This is a genomic window from Liquorilactobacillus hordei DSM 19519, assembly GCF_019443985.1.
GTDB lineage: Bacteria > Bacillota > Bacilli > Lactobacillales > Lactobacillaceae > Liquorilactobacillus > Liquorilactobacillus hordei.
Genome location: NZ_CP049303.1, coordinates 1,043,147 through 1,063,097 on the forward strand (window position 1 = coordinate 1,043,147; position 19,951 = coordinate 1,063,097).

Here is a 19,951-nt window from a genome sequence, read left to right on the forward strand (position 1 = left end):
ATGATAAAATATGATCTTAATAAAACGACATTTATTGTAAATTTTGAATTGGGGGTAAACGATTGAAGGAGCTAACAAAAGGAAGTCCAATAAAACTTATTTTAATGTTTACCATTCCATTGTTGGTAGGCAATCTTTTTCAACAATTATACAGTATCTCTGATACGTTGATTGTTGGACAGACGCTTGGAGTCAATCAATTAGCAGCGGTTGGAGCGACCGGTAGTATTCAGTTTTTGATAATCGGGTTTGCTCAGGGACTAACTGCGGGACTTTCCATTATTACAGCCCAATATTTTGGTGCGGGTAATTATCGCAAAGTTCGGCAAAGCTTTGCAGTAAGCATTGTTATCAGTGCTATTGCAACTGTCATTTTAACTTTTTTAAGCCTTTATTTTATTGGTGATATTTTAAATTTAATGCAAACACCTAAAGCAATTGAAGCAGATGCACAACTATTTATCTCAATTATTTTTGGAGGAATTTTTTCCTCTATGGCGTTTAATCTCTTAGCAAATGTTATTCGTGCTCTTGGCGACAGTCGGACACCTCTTTATTTTCTGATTGTTGCGGCTGTTGTTAATATTGTTCTTGAGTTGATTTTTATTTTGGTGTTTCACATGGGGGTTGATGGTGCAGGGTATGCAACAGTTATTGCACAAATTTTCTCAGTGGTATTGTGTATTATTTATATTATGAGAAGAATTCCTTTACTACAGGTTAGAAAAAAGGACTTTACAACTTTTTCAGCGAAAGACTTTAAACAGCATCTTTATATTGGCTTACCAATGGCCTTTCAAGCATCAATTATTGCAATTGGTGGTATTATGGTTCAATCAGCTTTAAATGGATTAGGGACAACTGCAGTAGCTGCTACGACAGCAGCAAGCAAAATTGACCAATTGGCAATTCAGCCGATGATGTCCTTTGGCGTTGCAATGGCAACTTTTACTGCTCAAAATTATGGTGCTGGAAAATATGGCAGAATTATAAAAGGTGTGAAGCAGTGTCTGTTGGTCTCAGGGTTATTTAGCATTATTGCAGGTGCACTCGTTATTTTTTTTGGAAGAGATTTAGTTGTATTATTTGTCGGCAATTCAGAAGAAAAAGTATTGCAGTTATCGCAAGTGTACTTTAATGCAAACAGCAGCCTATATGTCCTTTTAGCAACATTATTTATTTTACGATACACGTTGCAAGGGTTAGGTCGCAGTATTATCCCTACTATTGCGGGTGTTATGGAATTATTAATGAGGTGTTTAGCGGCAATATTCTTGGCAACAACAGTTGGGTATGTTGGTGCATGTTTTGCTAATCCCTTGGCATGGCTGGGTTCGTGTTGTGTATTGATTGTATCTTATTTTAAAGCAATGAAAATGTTGAAAAAGAAACAATATGAAAAAGATCAGCAAATATCGTAATTTTTTGAAAAACATAATAAAAAATAGTTTGATTTGTTGATTTGCATATCTAAATTTGATATTATGCTAAAGATTATTGAATGAAGGTAGGTAAAGCAGATGGAAACAGAGTTTAAAATTGGCGAAAAGGTCAAGTGCAAAAAATTCGGAACGTTAAGTCATGATTTTGTTGGTGCTGTGGAGAAAATCTATGAAAACTCTGCGATGGTGGCAATTGTTGAACATGATATAACTGACGAAGTGGCTGTTAACGATTTTCATAATCGAGTAATTGTAAGACTGAAAGATATGAAGAAAATCACTGTAAAATAATGCTGACAGCGAGAATATTTTATGCTATACTACTACTTGTTCTGCGGGTGTAGTTTAGTGGTAAAATCCCAGCTTCCCAAGCTGATGTCGCGAGTTCGATTCTCGTCACCCGCTTTTATAGTAGATATATTTATATAATTCCAATCATGAAAAATAGTAGATTAGTGAATTTTCAAGCGACCTTGGGTTGATGTGAGCCAGGGATTGAAACTAATACGAAGCGTACTTTCTAGGAAGAAAATTTAATAACGAGTGGATTACTAATCAATTAGAGTGGTACCGCGGGTTTAACTCGTCTCTTACATTTTTTTAAATGTAGGAGTTTTTTTATACACAAAAAAGGAGAAGGTTATGGATTACAAAAAATTAGTTACAGATGCATTAGTGAAGGTTTTAGATGGGCAGATTGCTGCAGATAAAGTATATCAATTACTTGAAAAACCAAAGAGTTTAGAGTTAGGTGACTATGCATTTCCTGCATTTCCATTAGCTAAAGTGATGCATAAAGCTCCACAAATGATTGCAACAGAGATTGTGGAGAACATTAATCAAGATGGATTTCAAAAGATTGAGGCAGTAGGACCATATGTTAACTTTTTCTTAGATAAGAGTAATTTCAGTGCGGAAATTTTGCATCAAGTAATTACAGAAGGCTCAAAATATGGGGATCAAAATATTGGTAATGGTGGAAGTGTGCCTATTGATATGTCTTCACCTAACATTGCAAAACCAATGTCGATGGGTCATTTGCGTTCAACAGTTATTGGAAATTCAATTGCCAAGTTGTTAGAAAAGACCAATTATGAACCTATCAAAATTAATCATTTGGGTGATTGGGGCACACAATTTGGGAAATTGATAGAGGCGTATAAGCTTTGGGGAAGTGAAGAAGAAGTTAAAGCTGATCCAATCAATAAATTACTTGAATATTATGTAAGATTTCATAAAGAAGATGTTGATCATCCTGAACTGGACGAAGAAGCACGGGCTTGGTTCAAGAAATTAGAGGATAACGATGAAGAAGCAGTTCATTTATGGAAATGGTTCCGGGAAGAGTCGCTTAAATCATTTATGAAAATCTACGGTGTATTAGGTGTTGAATTTGATTCATACAATGGTGAGGCTTTTTATAATGATAAGATGGATGAAGTGGTTTCAATGCTTGAAGAACATCATCTGCTTAAGGAGAGTCAAGGGGCACAGATTGTTGATCTTGAAAAATATAATCTTAATCCAGCATTAATTAAAAAGACAGATGGAGCAACTTTGTATATTACAAGAGACCTAGCAGCTGCAATTTATCGTAAACGAACTTATGACTTCGCACAATCACTTTATGTTGTTGGCAATGAACAAACAAATCATTTTAAGCAATTAAAAGCAGTTTTGAGCGAAATGGGTGAAGATTGGTCTGATGATATTCACCATATTCCATTTGGTTTGATTACTCAAGGAGGGAAGAAACTTTCTACTAGAGCTGGTCGTGTTATTTTGCTTGAAGAAGTTTTAGATGATGCTGTTAAGTTAGCAGAAGAACAAATTGCTGCAAAAAATCCAAATTTAAAAAATAAGGAAAAAGTTGCGGATCAAGTTGGAGTAGGAGCAGTAATATTCCATGATTTAAAAAATGAAAGAATGAATAATTTTGATTTTGACTTGGAAGAAGTTGTACGCTTTGAAGGTGAGACTGGTCCATATGTTCAATACTCACATGCTAGAGCAATGAGTATCTTGCGGAAAGCAAATAACCCTGAATTTGATTCCAAAATGAAATATCAATTGGCAGATGAAGACTCATGGGAAGTGATTACTAAAATTGCCACATTCCCAGATATAATTAAGCGTGCGACTGAAGAATATGAACCCTCAGTCGTTGCGAAGTATTCTTTGCATCTTGCAAAAGCATTTAATAAATATTATGCACATACAAAAATCTTGGTTGAAGATGAAAATAAGCTGGCACGCCTTGCTTTAGTAAAGAGTGTTGCAACGGTGTTAAATGAGTCGCTACGCTTATTAGGAGTTCAAGCACCAGAGGAAATGTAATTTTATGCTCTAGCTTATAAAAATTAAATTGGTTATTATAAAGTTCTAGCAGATGTAATATTACCTAATTCTGTCAGGACTTTTTTTGTGATTAAAACTGATTTTAATATTGTGATTATGAACATTTGTATTATACAAAAGAGCATGTTTTATGTTGACATAACATAGTTTTACAACGTAGAATACAGTGGTATGGATAAATTAAATACATCTAAAAAGTAATGATTATTTATTTGTTAATCATTTTTTGACGATGTGGAGGTGAAAGTTTGATTTCAACAATTATTATCCTCGCCATCGCTATTATAACTTTTGGAATTGGATTTGCTGGGGGCATCGTGGCTCATAAGAAGAGTTACGAGAAAACACTCGATATTGCTACGCAAACTGCGCAAGGAATTTTGAAGAATGCTGAAAAAGAGGCAGAGACACAAAAAAAAGAAGCTATTTTAGAAGCTAAGGATGAAAGTCATCGTTATCGTGGCGAGATAGAAAATGAATTAAAGGAACGTAGATCGGAAGTTCAAAAACAAGAAAATCGTTTACTGCAAAGAGAGGAAAACCTAGACAGGAAAGACGGTATACTTGAAAAACGTGAACAAGGATTGACCCAAAAAGAGAATCATATAGAGCAGCAGCAAAAAGAAATAGAAAAAAAAGAAGCTAAAGCTGATGCATTGGTTCATGAACAAGAGTTAGAGTTAGAGAGAGTCGCAGAGTTAACGCATGAGGAAGCTCGTAAGGTAGTGATGTCTGAGACTAAAGAAGCATTGAGCCATGAGATGGCAGTTATGATTAAAGACAGTGAGGATGAGGCCAAAGCTAGTGCTGACCGAACTGCTCGAATTTTAATTGCACAGGCTATTCAAAGAAGTGCAGCGGACACTGTTTCAGAGACAACCGTATCGGTGGTTTCATTACCGAACGATGAGATGAAAGGACGTATTATTGGTCGTGAAGGTCGAAATATTCGAACGTTAGAAACATTAACGGGGATAGACTTAATTATTGATGATACTCCAGAAGCGGTTGTTTTGAGTGGATTTGATCCAATTCGAAGAGAAATCGCTAAAATGACACTTGAAAAATTAATTCAAGATGGTCGAATTCATCCTGCTAGAATTGAAGAGATGGTCGAAAAATCAACAAAAGAGATGGATGCGAAGATTCGCGATATTGGTGAAGAAGCCATCTTTGAATTGGGATTACACTCAATTCATCCTGATTTGATTAAAACAATTGGTCGTTTGAAGTTTCGGACTAGTTATGGTCAAAATGTTCTTGATCATTCGATTGAGGTTGCAAAAATAGCAGGTGTATTGGCCTCTGAATTAGGCGAAGACGTTACTATGGCAAAGCGGGCAGGTTTATTGCATGATATCGGTAAGGCTATTGATCATGAGGTTGATGGGTCACATGTTCAGATTGGTGTTGAACTTACCAAAAAGTATCATGAAAGTGACACCGTTATTAATACAATTGCTTCACATCACGGTGATGTTGAAGCTAAGTATACAATTGCTGTTTTAGTTGCAGCTTCAGATGCAATTTCTGCTGCGAGACCTGGTGCTCGAAGTGAATCACTTGAAAGTTATATTCATCGTCTTGAAAAACTTGAGGAAATTACTAATGCTTTTGATGGTGTCAAGAAGAGTTATGCAATTCAGGCTGGACGTGAAGTGCGTGTAATTGTAAAACCTAATGAAGTTAGTGATTTAGAGTCAACGGTGTTGGCACGAGATATTAAAAATCAAATTGAAGAAGAGATGGAATATCCTGGACATATCAAAGTTACTGTCATCAGGGAAATTCGTGCGATTGAGTATGCCAAATAACTGACTGTTTATAGCTTTAGGGCTACTTTGTACCAAGAACAGAGTAAAAGATCTAAGTGATAATTTGGACTGAATAAAAAAGCTGTGACGTTATAATAAAGATGTCGCAGCTTTTTTGATTGTGCAAATAAAATTAGCAAAAAAATACTTCAAGATACACAACAATTCAAGAAAAATGCTAAAATTAGGATTATGAGTTTTGTAGAAAAGAGGAAAAGAATGCGAATTTTGTTCATTGGTGATGTTATGGGTAATTCAGGTCAAAATATGATTGAAGAATATCTCCCAAAATTAAAGAGAAAATTTCATCCGCAAGCAACAATTGTTAATGCCGAGAATGCAACCAGAGGAAGAGGGATCAATGAAAAGGTCTATAAAAAAATTCTAAGTCTGGGTGCAGATGTTATCACAATGGGTAATCATGTCTGGGATAATCCAGAAATAAATGAATTCATAGGAAGTGCAAAAAAAATGGTACGACCCGCTAATTTACCTGCGGGCAAGGTTCCAGGTGTTGGATATACGATAATGCAAATAAATCAACAAAAACTTGCTGTAATTAATATGCAAGGAAGAGTCTTTATGACACCTTCTGACGATCCTTTTGCTGTTGCAACAAATTTAGTTGAAAAATTAAAAAAAGAAACAGATTTTATTTTCGTTGATTTTCATGCTGAAACAACGAGTGAGAAACAGGCATTTGCCTGGTTCTTTGATGGTCAAGTTTCTGCGGTAGTTGGGACACATACACATGTTCAGACTAATGACGCGCGCGTTTTACCACAGGGAACTGCATTTTTAGCAGATGTTGGAATGACAGGACCTTATGACGGTATTATAGGGATGCGGCGTGAGAATGTAATTGAAAGATTTCTTAATCAAATGCCAACAAGATTTGAAGTTGATGAGAGTGGAAGACAGACCTTATCAGGATGTTTAATTGATTTAACAGACGATGGAACTGCGAAGAAGATTCAAACAATTCAGATTAATGCAGATCATCCTTTTGAAGACTAAAAAAGTAAAGGAGATTAAAGGATGCCGCAAAAGACAAAGAATACCCCTATGATGGAACAGTATTTGAAGATTAAGGAGCAATATCCTGATGCTTTCTTGTTTTATCGCTTGGGTGATTTTTATGAAATGTTTTACGATGATGCGATTAAGGGATCACAGTTATTAGAACTCACCTTAACAACACGAAATAAAAATGCTGCTGACAAAATTCCAATGTGTGGTGTTCCCCATCATGCCGCACAAAACTATATTGATATTTTAATTGAACAAGGTTATAAGGTTGCAATTTGTGAGCAAATGGAAGATCCAAAACTTGCACAAGGAATGGTGAAACGTGAAGTAATTCAATTAATTACACCTGGTACAGCGATTGATAGTTCTGTAAACGAGGCTAAAGAAAACAATTATTTGACTGCACTTCATCAACAGGGAAAAGCATATGGTTTTGCGTATACTGACTTATCCACGGGAGAATTAAAATCTGCAAGTTTGAATTCACTTGAACAAGTAATAAATGAATTAATTAGTTTACAAACAAAGGAATTGGTTGTGGATCAGACTGTAACAACAGCTACACTAGAAGATTTAGCACCATTGAAGATATTGATTTCAAAACAAACTGAAACTACCGAAAATTCTGAATTGAATTATGCAATACAAGATTTGAAGAATATATTGGAAGTTGATACAGTCCGACACTTAATTAGTTATTTAAGTGCTACTCAAAAACGTAGTTTGGGTCACCTACAACGAGCTATTCATTATGAGCCAAGGTATTTTCTTAAAATGGATCATTATTCAAAGAGAAACTTGGAACTTCTTGAAAATAGCCGTACAGGAAAAAAAGCAGGAACCTTGCTGTGGTTACTAGATGAAACAAAAACAGCAATGGGAGGAAGACTTTTAAAACAATGGATTGATCGGCCTTTATTAGAAAAAGATAAGATTACAAACCGCTATAATATGGTTAAGCTGTTGCTTGATCATTACTTTGAGCGAAGTGCATTGCAAGAAGATTTAACGCAAGTATATGATTTAGAAAGACTTGCTGGCCGAGTTGCTTTTGGAAGCGTTAATGGGCGCGATTTGATTCAATTAAAACAGTCTTTGCAACAAGTTCCTAAGATTAAATATGTCCTAGAAACAATTAATGACGATTCTTTAACTTCAATTATTGAAGAACTTGATCCAGTTGAAGATGTAGTTGACTTGATAGAACAAGCGGTAGTTGATGAACCGCCTTTGTCAGTTACAGATGGAGGTCTGATCAAAGAAGGATATAATGCTGAACTTGACAGCTACACGGATGCCATGAAGAATGGGAAAAAATGGCTGGCACAAATGGAAAAAAGAGAACGGGACGAAACTGGAATATCGACACTTAAAATAGGTTTTAATAGGGTTTTCGGATATTTTATTGAGGTATCAAAAGCAAATTTAGCTAAGTTACCGGAGGAACGGTATCAACGCAAACAGACGCTGACAAATGCTGAAAGATTTATTACACCAGAATTGAAGGAAAAAGAAGAATTGATTCTTGGTGCACAAGGTAAGGCTACTGACTTAGAGTATCGTTTGTTTGTGGATATTCGTGAACGGATTAAAGATCAAATTAAGCGACTACAAAGGCTTGCAAAGGCGATTGCAGCTTTAGATGTAGTGCAAGGATTTGCAGTAGTCAGTGAACGTCAGCATTTTGTTATGCCAAAATTGGTAAAGAATGGAAATGATATTGAAGTAAAAGATGGTTGGCATCCAGTTGTGCAAGAAGTTATGGGTAAACAAAGTTATGTACCCAATGATGTTGTAATGCCTGGAAACTTGAGCATTTTATTAATTACTGGGCCAAATATGTCTGGTAAAAGTACTTACATGAGACAACTTGCCTTAACGGTTGTGATGGCTCAAATTGGTTGTTTTGTACCGGCTAGTTCCGCAAAACTGCCGATTTTTGATCAAATTTTTACAAGGATTGGTGCAGCTGATGACTTGATAGCGGGCCAATCTACATTTATGGTAGAGATGAAAGAAGCCAATCAGGCACTGGCACATGCTACAAAAAACTCACTTATTTTGTTTGATGAAATTGGTAGAGGAACTGCAACATATGATGGAATGGCGCTGGCACAAGCGATTATTGAATATGTGCACGATCACGTTCATGCTAAGACACTCTTTTCCACGCATTATCATGAACTCACAGGTTTATCGGAAACTTTATCTGAGTTAGAAAATATACACGTTGGTGCAGTTGAAAAAAATGGTGATTTGATATTTTTGCATAAAATGCAGGCGGGTGCAGCAGATAAGTCTTATGGAGTACATGTGGCAAAATTAGCAGGAATGCCGACAGATTTATTGGAACGTGCAACCGAGATTCTTTCCACGTTGGAAAGCGATACTAAAGATCTTTCTAAGACAGTACCTAAAAAAAATGACAAACAACCGGAATATGCAGAAAAAGTGCAACATGATTCTGAATTAATCGAAGAAGAACAATTATCCTTATTCGGCCCTCCTGAGAAGAAAAACTCAAGTAAAAAAGAAAAAGTGATGTCTAAAATTAAAGAAGCGGATTTAATGTCTTTAACACCACTTGAGGCTCTTAACAAATTATATGAGTGGCAAAAAGAATTGAAAAAGTAATAAGACTGGCAAAAAGAGGTGATTTTCTTGGGAAAAATCCATGAATTAACAGATATTTTGGCGGATCAAATTGCAGCTGGTGAAGTGCTTGAGCGCCCTGCATCTGTTGTCAAGGAGTTAGTTGAGAATGCGATTGATGCCAATAGTTCGCAAATCGATGTTTTGGTTGAAGAAGGCGGATTAGCTAAGATTCAGGTCATTGATAACGGAGAAGGCATTGATAGCAGTGATGTCGAACTTGCTTTCAAAAGACATTCAACTAGTAAAATTTTGACAAAAAAGGATCTATTTAAAATAAAGACACTTGGTTTTAGAGGTGAGGCCCTTCCAAGTATTGCATCAGTATCGGAAGTCGAACTAGAGACGTCTGCTATGAATACTGCTGGAACTGCCATTAAGATTAAAGGTGGAAAAATTCTTGAAAAAAAAATGACATCACGGTCACAAGGAACAACCATCACAGTAGCTGAGCTGTTTTTTAATACACCTGTTAGACTAAAATATCTTAAGAGCATTCAAACTGAGCTAGCTGCAATTAGCGATATCATGAATCGGTTGGCATTAAGCAACACAGACATAGCTTTTTCATTTTCAAGTAATGGCAAGAACTTGTTACAAACTGCTGGTAATGGAAACTTACAACAGACAATTAGTGCGATCTACGGAGTTAATAATGCCAGAAAAATGCTGGCTTTTTCGAATGAAGATCTTGACTTTAAGATTAGTGGATTTGTGTCTTTGCCTGAATTAACAAGAGCATCAAAAAATTATATTAGTATTTTGATTAATGGTAGATATATAAAAAACTACCAATTGACAAATGCGATTATTAAAGGGTATGGATCTAAGTTGATGGTTGGAAGGTATCCATTTGCGGTTCTTGCAATTTCGCTGGATCCGCTTCTAATTGATGTGAATGTTCATCCTACAAAACAAGAAGTTAGAATCAGTAAGGAAGAACAGCTTGGAAAATTGATAAAAAAAAGCATTGCTCAAAGGATTGCGCCAGAAAATCTAATCCCTAATGCATTGAAAAATCTTGAGAAAAAAGAAAAATCAACAGTTGATTTAAAACAATTAGAAATCGATTTGAACGAATCATCTAGGCTTTACCAAACCAAAAATGATAATTACTTAAATTTATCTAAAAATGATAATGCTACAGAAACAGTAAATGATCAAGTACGAGAAAAAAAGGAAGCATACAAAGAAGTTAGTCCTGAGGTTTTTGTAGTTCAAAAGAGAAAGGATTTAACAACTAATTTAGGTGCATGGGATAAAAAGTATGGTATTGAAGTTAATGCAAAAAAAGACGATAATGAAACTTCGATAGGAAAAACCGAGATACTAAAAGAAAGGCCAAGCAAAAGATTTCCAGATTTAGTTTATATTGGTCAAATGCATGGGACATACCTTTTTGCACAGAGCGATGATGGTTTATATATTGTTGATCAGCATGCGGCACAGGAACGTTGTAAGTATGAATTTTATCGCAAAAAAATTGGTGAGGTTGGGACTAGTCAGCAAAGCTTGTTGGTACCGATTGTATTAGATTATTCTACTAGTGATATTTTGTTGATAAATCAAAATCTCGATAAGCTCGCTGCGGTTGGAATTGAGCTTGAAGAATTTGGTAAAAATAGTTATATTGTTCATCAGCATCCCACTTGGTTTAAAGCGGGCCAAGAGGAATCAATTTTACGCGAATTAATTGATTATATCCTAAAAGACGGTAAGATTGATATTGCAACTTATCGTGAAAAAACAGCAATTATGATGAGTTGTAAAAGATCAATAAAAGCAAATCATCATTTGGATGACTTGCAGGCAAAAGCGTTGTTAGAAGAATTAAAAAAATGTGAAAACCCATTTAATTGCCCTCATGGCCGACCAGTTTTGGTACATTTCAGCAATGCGGATATGGAACATATGTTTAAGCGGATTCAAGATTCACATCAGAGTCAGCGTTCGCTGGATTAAGGAAGGAATAAATCATGTACGAATATTTTGATGGGTTAGTTACAAGCGTTACGCCATATTACATTGTTGTTGAAATTCAGGGCATTGGTTACCAAGTTTATGTTGCAAATCCATTCAGGTACCATGCTGACTCCAAAAAGAAGGTATATATATATCAAGCGGTGCGTGAAAATGCAATTACATTATATGGATTTTGGAATCTTGCTGAGAAGAATCTTTTTTTAAAGTTATTAAATGTTTCCGGAATTGGACCTAAAAGTGCTTTAGCTATTTTGGCGAATGATAATCATTTAGGGCTAGTAGAAGCAATTAATGGTGAAAACATCACTTACTTGACTAAGTTCCCAGGGGTAGGTAAAAAAACAGCACAGCAAATCATCTTGGATTTAAAGGGAAAACTCGAGGACTTAGATGAACAGAGTGACTTTATAGGACAACAGAGTTTGGAATTTAAAGAGGATGCCACTAATAGTAACCTAGTAGAGGCACTCGCAGCCTTAGATGCTTTAGGGTATACTAAAACGGAAACTAAGAAGATAACGAAACAATTAAAGCAGCTGAATGCTGATTCAACTGATGATTATTTGCGGGCAGCGCTTAAATTGTTGATGCATAATTAATTAACAGGAAAAAGGAGGCCTTTTAATGGTTGATAAAGATCGCGTTGTTTCAGGTGATTCACAAATCGAAGATGATGAAAATGAATTGTCCTTGCGACCACGATTCTTTGCACAATATATCGGGCAACAAGATTTAAAAAATGAATTAGCAGTATATATTGAAGCAGCCAAAACTAGGGAAGAAGCACTTGATCATGTTCTCTTATATGGTCCTCCAGGCCTTGGTAAAACCACGCTTGCGATGGTGATAGCAAATGAGATGCAAGTCCAAATAAAGACAACAAGTGGGCCAGCAATTGAGCGTCCAGGTGACTTAGTTGCACTTTTGAATGAACTTGAGGCAGGGGATGTGCTATTTATTGATGAAATCCATCGTTTGCCCAAAGTAGTTGAAGAGGTTTTGTACTCAGCGATGGAAGATTACTTTGTTGATATTGTAATTGGACAAGGGCCAACTGCACATCCAGTTCATTTTACATTGCCTCCTTTTACATTAATTGGAGCAACAACGCGTGCAGGGTTGCTTTCAGCACCTTTAAGAGATCGTTTTGGAATAATTGCACATATGAATTATTATTCCGAAACGGAACTAGCTCAAATTATAATACGTTCAGCAGGGATATTTGATTCAAGAATTACTCCTGAAGGAGCAAAGAAGATTGCATTACGCTCGCGCGGGACACCACGAATTGCTAATCGCTTATTAAAGCGCGTTAGGGACTTTGCACAAGTGGCCCAAAAAAAAGTAATCGAAGCAGAGATTGTTAATTCTTCGTTAGATTTGCTGCGTGTAGATGATAAGGGACTGGATGCTACAGATCGTAAGATGTTGAAAATGATGATTACTTTTTATGGTGGTGGTCCAGTAGGTGTAAATACAATTGCTGCAAATATTGGTGAAGACGTTGAGACGATTATTGATATGGTCGAGCCCTATCTTCTTCAAATTGGTTTTATTAAGAGAACTCCAAGAGGACGAGTTGCGACAACAGCAGCATATGAGCATCTTGGAATAGCAATAGGAAAAAATAATTATTGAAAAGGGTGGCTATTTTGTCAGAGAAACATCTAACAACAGAAGATTTTGATTATGATTTACCACAAGAATTGATTGCACAAACTCCATTGAAGGAACGTGATCATTCTAGAATGTTGATTTTGGATAGTAAGTCAGGTGAATACCGGGATGATGTTTTCTACAACGTGATTGACCAATTAAATCCTGGTGATGCGCTTGTAATGAATGATTCACGAGTTATGCCTGCACGTATTTATGGCACAAAACTAGATACAGATGGACATTTGGAAGTCCTTTTACTTAATAATACAGAAGGGGACAATTGGGAGACATTAGTGAAACCTGCCAAAAGAGCAAAAGTCGGTACTAGAATTAATTTTGGTGATGGACAGCTTAGTGCTGTGGTAACAGAAGAATTAGAGCATGGTGGACGCATGATTCGTTTTGAGTATGATGGTATTTTTATGGAAATTCTAGATAAGTTAGGTGAAATGCCATTACCTCCTTATATTAAGGAAAAGTTAGATGATCCTGAAATGTATCAAACTGTTTATTCAAAAGAAATTGGATCAGCAGCGGCTCCAACTGCAGGGTTACATTTCACAAAAGAATTGTTGCAAAAGATTGAAGACAAAGGTGTTCATCTTGTTTATTTGACCCTCCATGTTGGCTTAGGAACTTTTAGACCTGTTAGTGTTGATAATATTGAAGATCATAAAATGCATAGTGAATTCTATCGTTTGAATGAAGAAGCTGCAAAAGTATTGAATGATGTTCGAAAAAATGGCGGTAAAATTGTTGCGACAGGAACTACTTCTATTAGAACTCTTGAAACAATTGGGTCTAAGTTTGACGGTGAAATTAAACCTGATAGCGGTTGGACAGATATTTTTATTAAACCAGGCTATGAATGGAAAGTTGTACAAGCATTTATCACAAACTTTCATTTACCAAAATCGACGCTTGTGATGCTTGTTTCTGCGTTTACGGGACGTGAAAATATCTTGAATGCATATAAACATGCAGTTGACGAGAAGTACCGTTTCTTTAGCTTTGGGGACGCAATGTTTATTAAATAATTGTTTTTAGAAATGGAGAATTTAAATGACTGAACCGGCGATAAAGTATCGTTTAATAAAAAAAGAAAAGCATACTGGGGCACGTTTAGGAGAAATTATAACGCCCCATGGAACTTTCCCTACACCGATGTTCATGCCTGTCGGAACGCAAGCATCTGTTAAATCTTTAGCACCTGAAGAACTTGATGAAATGGGAGCCAATATAATTCTTTCTAATACGTATCATCTTTGGTTGAGACCTGGAGAGGATCTTGTAGAAGAAGCTGGTGGTTTGCATCAATTCATGAATTGGAAGAAAGGAATCTTGACGGATTCGGGTGGATTCCAAGTATTTTCACTTGCTAAGATGCGTGATATTACTGAAGAAGGAGTTCATTTTAGGAGCCATTTAAGTGGTGAAAAACTCTTTTTATCTCCAGAAAAGGCAATTCATATTCAAAATGCACTTGGTTCAGATATCATGATGAGCTTTGACGAATGTCCGCCTTTTTTTGAGAGTTATGATTATATTAAAAAGTCGGTTGAACGTACAAGTCGTTGGGCTGAACGCGGATTAAATGCACATTTACATCCCAATCGTCAAGGCTTATTTGGGATTGTTCAAGGTGGAGGACATAAAGATTTGCGTGAATTAAGTGCGAGACAGTTGGTCTCACTTGATTTTCCAGGTTATTCCATTGGTGGGCTTTCTGTTGGTGAAAGTAAGGCGGAAATGAATCATGTTTTAGATTTTACAACACCACTTCTCCCAGAAAATAAGCCACGATATTTAATGGGGGTAGGCTCTGCAGATGCACTGATTGATGGAGTGATCCGTGGAGTTGATATGTTTGATTGCGTCCTACCGACAAGAATTGCACGCAATGGGACATGTATGACGTCCCATGGCCGCTTGGTGGTGAAAAATGCTGCCTATGCTCGTGACTTTAGGCCACTTGATGAGAATTGTGATTGTTATACCTGTCGCAACTTTACGAGAGCTTACATTCGTCATTTGATAAAAGCAGATGAAATTTTTGGCTTACGTTTAGCAAGTTATCATAATCTTTATTTCTTATTGAATTTAATGAAGAATGTTCGACAAGCGATTATGGATGATAATTTGTTGGAGTTCAAAGAAGCGTTTTTTGAAGAATATGGTTTTAATGAAGAAAATGCACGTAATTTTTAATTTTTTTTGCAAAACGCTAGTAACTAACATGAATCTTTGCTAAAGTTAAACTTAGTAAATGTTAATAGGAGTGAATATAAAATGAATAGTTCAGTTTCAACTATTATAATGTTTGTTGCCGTTATGGGTCTGATGTACTTCATGATGATTCGTCCACAAAAAAAGCAACAACAAAAACGTAAAGAAATGATGAATCAGTTAAAAAAGGGTGATCAAGTTATTACCATTGGTCGTTTACATGGTGTTGTTGATAGCATTAATGATGCTGACCAAACGGTAACGCTTGATTGTGATGGAATCTTTCTAACATTTGACCGCTCAGCAATTGGTCGAGTTGTTCCCGCAGCAAGTGCTCCAGAGAAGACACCTACCAAATCAGCAGTTGTTGAGGATTCAAAGATAATAGAAAAGACAGATGATAAATCTGAGGAAGATATAAAGTAATAATTTGGAGAAATAGGGATGCTACTACAAAGTGATGATTTTGTGGTAGTATCTTTTTTGTATGTCAGTATAGGAATAGGATAAAGTCTATTTTTAATTATTAATTTTAGATTAGAATTTGTCCAAATTGTTTAGAAATACGATGAATAGTAAAAAAAACTTGTTTTCTTCTATTTTAAAAGTTATGGTATTATAAGATAAAAATTAATTTGATATTCAAGATAATTGCCTTGAAGTTGAAGATCACATGAAATAATAAAAAAATAATTCTATGTCGATCTTGCTATTTGAGCTTATATATTTAATGAAAATAAATATACATTTTGTGTGAAAAAGTGACTGTTTGACAATTTTTGGCGATTGTAATATTATTCAATCATCGAATAGTTTGATGTTCGAAATATTATTTTTAGTGAGGTGACGGATGTGGCATTCATGGATACACAAGAAATAATGGATTTGATACCTAATCGTTTTCCGATAATCTATATTGATTATGTTGATGAACTGGTTGCAGGTGAAAGTATTGTAGCAACAAAAAATGTTACAATCAATGAATCTTTCTTTCGTGGGCATTTCCCAGGGAATCCAGTTATGCCTGGAGTATTGATTATTGAAACTTTAGCGCAAGCAGCATCAATTTTAATTTTGAAATCACCAGAGTTTTTCGGAAAAACAGCATATCTGGGAGCAATTCATAAGGCCAAGTTTCGTCGAGTTGTTAGACCAGGTGATGTTTTAAAATTACACATTACCTTGACGAAGAAAAAAGAAAATATGGGAATTGTGGAAACAAAGGCAGTTGTTAATGGAGAGAATGCTTGTGTTGCAGAGTTGATGTTTGTTGTAGCTGAGAGAAATGAGAAAATATAAGCAAAAGGGTTGTTTTTTTACTCATTTACTTTGATAATCAAAGTATGAAATATACAAAGGAATGGAAGCATAATGAATGAAAAAGCAAGTGAAAACAATCAATGATTCCCTAGTTAGGATATACGGAGATATATTGTGGATTGAAGAAAATGAGTTGCGGCAAAGTCGTTTTAAGGACTTAACAATCAAGGATATGCATGCAATAAGCGCGATTACAATGTATGACCAAAAAACTGCGTCTCAAGTTGCAAAGGAACTACATTTAACGCCTGGAACGTTAACATCTACCATTGATAGGTTGGAAAGAAAAGATTATGTCAAAAGAATTCGTAGCAATAACGATAGAAGAGTGATTCGTTTGGGTTTAACTAAAAGAGGACGCCTAATGTATCGCGCGCATGATGCCTTTCACCGAATGATGGTCGATAGTTTTTTGAAAGATGTTGAACCCGATGAAATCAAAACAATTGAAAAAGCTCTACGAAATCTGGAAAGCTTTTTGCGGGAGCATTCATAGAGTTAAGGAGTAAGTATTACGTTGGAAAAATTAAGAATTAATGAAATTGCTAGTTATGTTCCGCCAAAAGTGGTTACAAATGATGACTTAGGCAAGATAATGGATACGTCTGATGAGTGGATTAGTAGTCGGACAGGCATCCGGCAAAGACATATTAGCCTTAATGAAAATACCGCGGAACTTTGCAGTAAAGTAGCGTTAAAGCTTCTGGATGAAAGTTCTTGGAGCCCTGAATCAATTGATTTGATTATTATTGCAACTATGTCGCCTGACAGCTACACGCCAGCAACGGCTGCATTGGTTCAAGGAAAGATTAAGGCTGTTAATGCAGTTGCCTTTGATGTCAGTGCAGCATGTTCAGGATTTGTGTACGGACTTGCAGTTGCTGAGGGCTTCTTATTGCAAGATGATATTAAAAGAGTAATGTTGATCGGCGGAGAAGTACTCTCAAAGGTAATTAACTGGTCGGATCGAACTAGTGCTGTTTTATTTGGAGATGCAGCAGCAGGAGTATTGCTTGAAAAAGCAGAGAGCGATTCTGGGATACTAGCGAAGGATTTAAAAACTTATGGTGAACTAGGTGATAAGTTGGAAGCTGGGAAAACGGATGCGATTGAAGAATTCCCTCGAATGGGAAAACACGAAATTTCGGCCTTCTCAATGTCTGGCAGGGATGTCTATACATTTGCAACGCATAAAGTACCACAATCAATTCAAAATGCTGCTGCAAAGGCAGGAATAACTCTTGACCAAATCGATTGGTTTGTCATGCATCAAGCTAATTCACGAATAGTTACTCAGATTTCTAAGAAGTTGCAACAACCGATTGAAAAGTTTCCAATGAATATTGCTGAATATGGAAATACCTCAGCTGCAAGCGTACCGTTGCTGCTGGATGAATTAGTAAAAAATGGTAAAGTTAAACGAGGCCAGATTATTGCATTAAGCGGATTTGGTGGAGGTTTGACAGTTGGTACACAAATTATAAAATATTAAATAAATAGAAAATAGGAGTGTTATAAAATGACAGAACAAGAAATTTTTGAAAAAGTACAAGGTATCGTAGTTGAACAATTGGATGTAGACGCAGCAGATGTAAAAATGGATGCAGATATTAAGGAAGATCTTGAAGCAGATAGTTTAGATGTTTTTGAAATCATGAATGAACTTGAAGATGAATTAGATATTAAGCTTGAAGCTGATGAGAATGTTAAAACAATCAAAGATGTTGTTGATTATGTAAAAAAAGAAGTTGCCGCAAAATAGTTTGGAGATTCGATTATGAGAATTGGCTTTTTATTTAGTGGTCAAGGAGCACAGTATTCTGAGATGGGATTAGACTTTTATCAAGAAGATGAACTTTTTCGTTCATTGATTGATGAAGTAAGTTCAAGTATCGGAATTGATTTACCTACTGTTTTTAAAAATCAGGATGGACAACTTTCTCAGACCAAGTTTGTTCAACCTGCGATTGTAGCAATGAGTCTTGGGATATATCAGATGTTGCGCAGAGACTTGCCTGATTTAGATGTTCGCGGGATGCTTGGATTGAGCCTTGGAGAATACTCCGCTTTGATTGCATCTGGTGCTTTTGATGTTGCAGATGGTTTTAATGTTTTGAAAGATCGTGCAGCATACATGCAAGCAGATGCCGATGAGACAGAGGGTGCAATGCTTGCAGTTATGAAGACAGAACATGATGTTATCGCTGAAATCTGTGAACAAGCAAGTACCAATGATGAAGTTGTTACTTTTGCCAATTATAATTCACCAAGTCAAGTTGTGATTGGTGGACATAAGAAAGCAGTAAATCGTGCACTTGATTTATTTAGAGAACAAAATATAAAAAAGGTCATTCCATTGAATGTTAGCGGGGCGTTTCATACCCCGCTTTTTCAAAAGACAAGCTTTCAAATGGAAAGACGCTTAGCAGATGTCACAATTCATAAATTAACGGTTCCAGTATATAGTAATACCACGGGTAAGCTGTTTTCAAAAGATACTATTAAGCAAATACTTGCACAACAAGTTATCTTACCTACTCATTTTGGCGAATGTTTGCAAGAGATGATTACAACAGATGAAATTGACACTGTGGTAGAGCTTGGGCCTGGTAAAACATTATGTAAATTCACCAAGCAAATTGATAGGCAAATTAATAATTTTAATATAGAAAATATTACAACTTATACTAAATTTGTTACAGCAAACCATGATGATTAAGAGGTTAATAAGATGAATTTAAAAGGAAAAACAGTGTTTATCACTGGAAGCTCTCGCGGAATTGGAGCAGCTACTGCATTAGCTTTTGCTAAAGAAGGTAGCAAAGTTATTTTGAACGCAAGAAAAGCTATTCCAGAAGAACTGCTTTCTGAGATAAAGAGTCTAGGTAGTGAATACCAGATAGTTTTGGGTGATGTTTCAAAACTAGAAGATGTTAAACGAATGCAAGAAGAAATTTTTCAAGAAAATGAACAGTTGGATGTCTTAATTAATAACGCGGGAATTACAAATGATAAGTTATTGATTGGCATGAAGCAAGAAGATTTCCGCAGTGTTATTGAAACGAATTTGATGGGAACCTTCAACTTAACACAACCGCTTTTCAAGAAAATGTTGCGGAAACGTAGTGGCGTAATTATCAATATGGCTAGTGTAGTTGGCCTTCATGGTAATATAGGCCAGGCTAACTATGCGGCCAGTAAGGCAGCTATCATTGGCTTAACGAAGACACTTGCCCGTGAAGGGGCGCTCAGACATATTAGGTGTAATGCAATTGCTCCTGGGATGATTATGAGTGATATGACGAATGTTTTAGATCAGAAAGTGAAAGATCAGGTTTTAACAGAAATTCCATTGGGACGCTTTGGGGAAACGCAAGAAATTGCACAGACAGCAGTTTTTCTTGCACAAAACGACTACGTAACTGGTCAAGTAATTACAGTTGACGGTGGAATGACTATTTAGGAGGT

At 36.0% G+C, this 19,951-nt stretch carries 18 protein-coding genes and 1 tRNA gene; all 19 read left to right on the plus strand.

The annotated features are described in order from the left end of the window. The first annotated feature begins 62 nt into the window (after nucleotides 1–62). Complete coding sequence (locus G6O70_RS06220; protein WP_057868901.1) at nucleotides 63–1,421, plus strand: MATE family efflux transporter; 1,359 nt, start codon at nucleotides 63–65, stop codon at nucleotides 1,419–1,421. A 99-nt stretch (nucleotides 1,422–1,520) separates the two neighbouring features. Beyond that, nucleotides 1,521–1,733 (plus strand): hypothetical protein, encoded by a 213-nt coding sequence (locus G6O70_RS06225; protein ID WP_057868902.1) that lies wholly within the window; start codon nucleotides 1,521–1,523, stop codon nucleotides 1,731–1,733. Between the two features lie 43 nt (nucleotides 1,734–1,776). After that, a tRNA-Gly gene (locus G6O70_RS06230) sits at nucleotides 1,777–1,847 on the plus strand. A 237-nt stretch (nucleotides 1,848–2,084) separates the two neighbouring features. Continuing rightward, entirely contained in the window at nucleotides 2,085–3,779 is a 1,695-nt protein-coding gene (argS, locus tag G6O70_RS06235; RefSeq protein ID WP_057868903.1) for an arginine--tRNA ligase, read from the plus strand. Nucleotides 3,780–4,048: 269 nt separating this feature from the next. After that, entirely contained in the window at nucleotides 4,049–5,614 is a 1,566-nt protein-coding gene (gene rny / locus G6O70_RS06240) for a ribonuclease Y (protein WP_057868904.1), read from the plus strand. Nucleotides 5,615–5,833: 219 nt separating this feature from the next. Beyond that, complete coding sequence (locus G6O70_RS06245; RefSeq protein WP_057868905.1) at nucleotides 5,834–6,631, plus strand: TIGR00282 family metallophosphoesterase; 798 nt, start codon at nucleotides 5,834–5,836, stop codon at nucleotides 6,629–6,631. Between the two features lie 21 nt (nucleotides 6,632–6,652). Beyond that, a complete protein-coding gene (gene mutS, locus G6O70_RS06250) occupies nucleotides 6,653–9,277 on the plus strand; it encodes a DNA mismatch repair protein MutS (RefSeq protein ID WP_057868906.1) in 2,625 nt (874 codons plus the stop codon). Nucleotides 9,278–9,304: 27 nt separating this feature from the next. After that, nucleotides 9,305–11,257, plus strand: coding sequence for a DNA mismatch repair endonuclease MutL (mutL, locus tag G6O70_RS06255; RefSeq protein ID WP_057868907.1), 1,953 nt, complete (start codon nucleotides 9,305–9,307; stop codon nucleotides 11,255–11,257). 14 nt (nucleotides 11,258–11,271) lie between these two features. Beyond that, on the plus strand, nucleotides 11,272–11,877 hold the full coding sequence (gene ruvA, locus G6O70_RS06260) for a Holliday junction branch migration protein RuvA (protein ID WP_057868908.1): 606 nt from the start codon (nucleotides 11,272–11,274) through the stop codon (nucleotides 11,875–11,877). Between the two features lie 25 nt (nucleotides 11,878–11,902). Next, nucleotides 11,903–12,916, plus strand: a complete 1,014-nt coding sequence (gene ruvB, locus G6O70_RS06265) for a Holliday junction branch migration DNA helicase RuvB (protein ID WP_057868909.1) — start codon at nucleotides 11,903–11,905, stop codon at nucleotides 12,914–12,916. 14 nt (nucleotides 12,917–12,930) lie between these two features. Beyond that, nucleotides 12,931–13,974: a tRNA preQ1(34) S-adenosylmethionine ribosyltransferase-isomerase QueA gene (gene queA / locus G6O70_RS06270; protein ID WP_057868960.1), complete on the plus strand. Its 1,044-nt coding sequence runs from the start codon at nucleotides 12,931–12,933 to the stop codon at nucleotides 13,972–13,974. 25 nt (nucleotides 13,975–13,999) lie between these two features. After that, a complete protein-coding gene (gene tgt, locus G6O70_RS06275; RefSeq protein WP_057868910.1) occupies nucleotides 14,000–15,145 on the plus strand; it encodes a tRNA guanosine(34) transglycosylase Tgt in 1,146 nt (381 codons plus the stop codon). 81 nt (nucleotides 15,146–15,226) lie between these two features. Further along, nucleotides 15,227–15,589, plus strand: a complete 363-nt coding sequence (yajC, locus tag G6O70_RS06280) for a preprotein translocase subunit YajC (RefSeq protein WP_057868911.1) — start codon at nucleotides 15,227–15,229, stop codon at nucleotides 15,587–15,589. Nucleotides 15,590–16,015: 426 nt separating this feature from the next. Beyond that, entirely contained in the window at nucleotides 16,016–16,462 is a 447-nt protein-coding gene (gene fabZ / locus G6O70_RS06285) for a 3-hydroxyacyl-ACP dehydratase FabZ (protein ID WP_003688293.1), read from the plus strand. A 76-nt stretch (nucleotides 16,463–16,538) separates the two neighbouring features. Next, entirely contained in the window at nucleotides 16,539–16,979 is a 441-nt protein-coding gene (locus G6O70_RS06290) for a MarR family winged helix-turn-helix transcriptional regulator (RefSeq protein WP_057868912.1), read from the plus strand. Between the two features lie 21 nt (nucleotides 16,980–17,000). Then, nucleotides 17,001–17,975 (plus strand): beta-ketoacyl-ACP synthase III, encoded by a 975-nt coding sequence (locus G6O70_RS06295; RefSeq protein ID WP_057868913.1) that lies wholly within the window; start codon nucleotides 17,001–17,003, stop codon nucleotides 17,973–17,975. Nucleotides 17,976–18,002: 27 nt separating this feature from the next. After that, nucleotides 18,003–18,245 carry an acyl carrier protein gene (locus G6O70_RS06300; protein ID WP_057868914.1) on the plus strand — a complete coding sequence of 81 codons (243 nt, stop codon included), beginning with the start codon at nucleotides 18,003–18,005 and terminating at the stop codon, nucleotides 18,243–18,245. A gap of 15 nt (nucleotides 18,246–18,260) precedes the next feature. Continuing rightward, nucleotides 18,261–19,202: an ACP S-malonyltransferase gene (locus G6O70_RS06305; protein WP_057868915.1), complete on the plus strand. Its 942-nt coding sequence runs from the start codon at nucleotides 18,261–18,263 to the stop codon at nucleotides 19,200–19,202. 12 nt (nucleotides 19,203–19,214) lie between these two features. After that, nucleotides 19,215–19,946, plus strand: a complete 732-nt coding sequence (fabG, locus tag G6O70_RS06310; RefSeq protein ID WP_057868916.1) for a 3-oxoacyl-[acyl-carrier-protein] reductase — start codon at nucleotides 19,215–19,217, stop codon at nucleotides 19,944–19,946. Nucleotides 19,947–19,951: the final 5 nt, after the last annotated feature.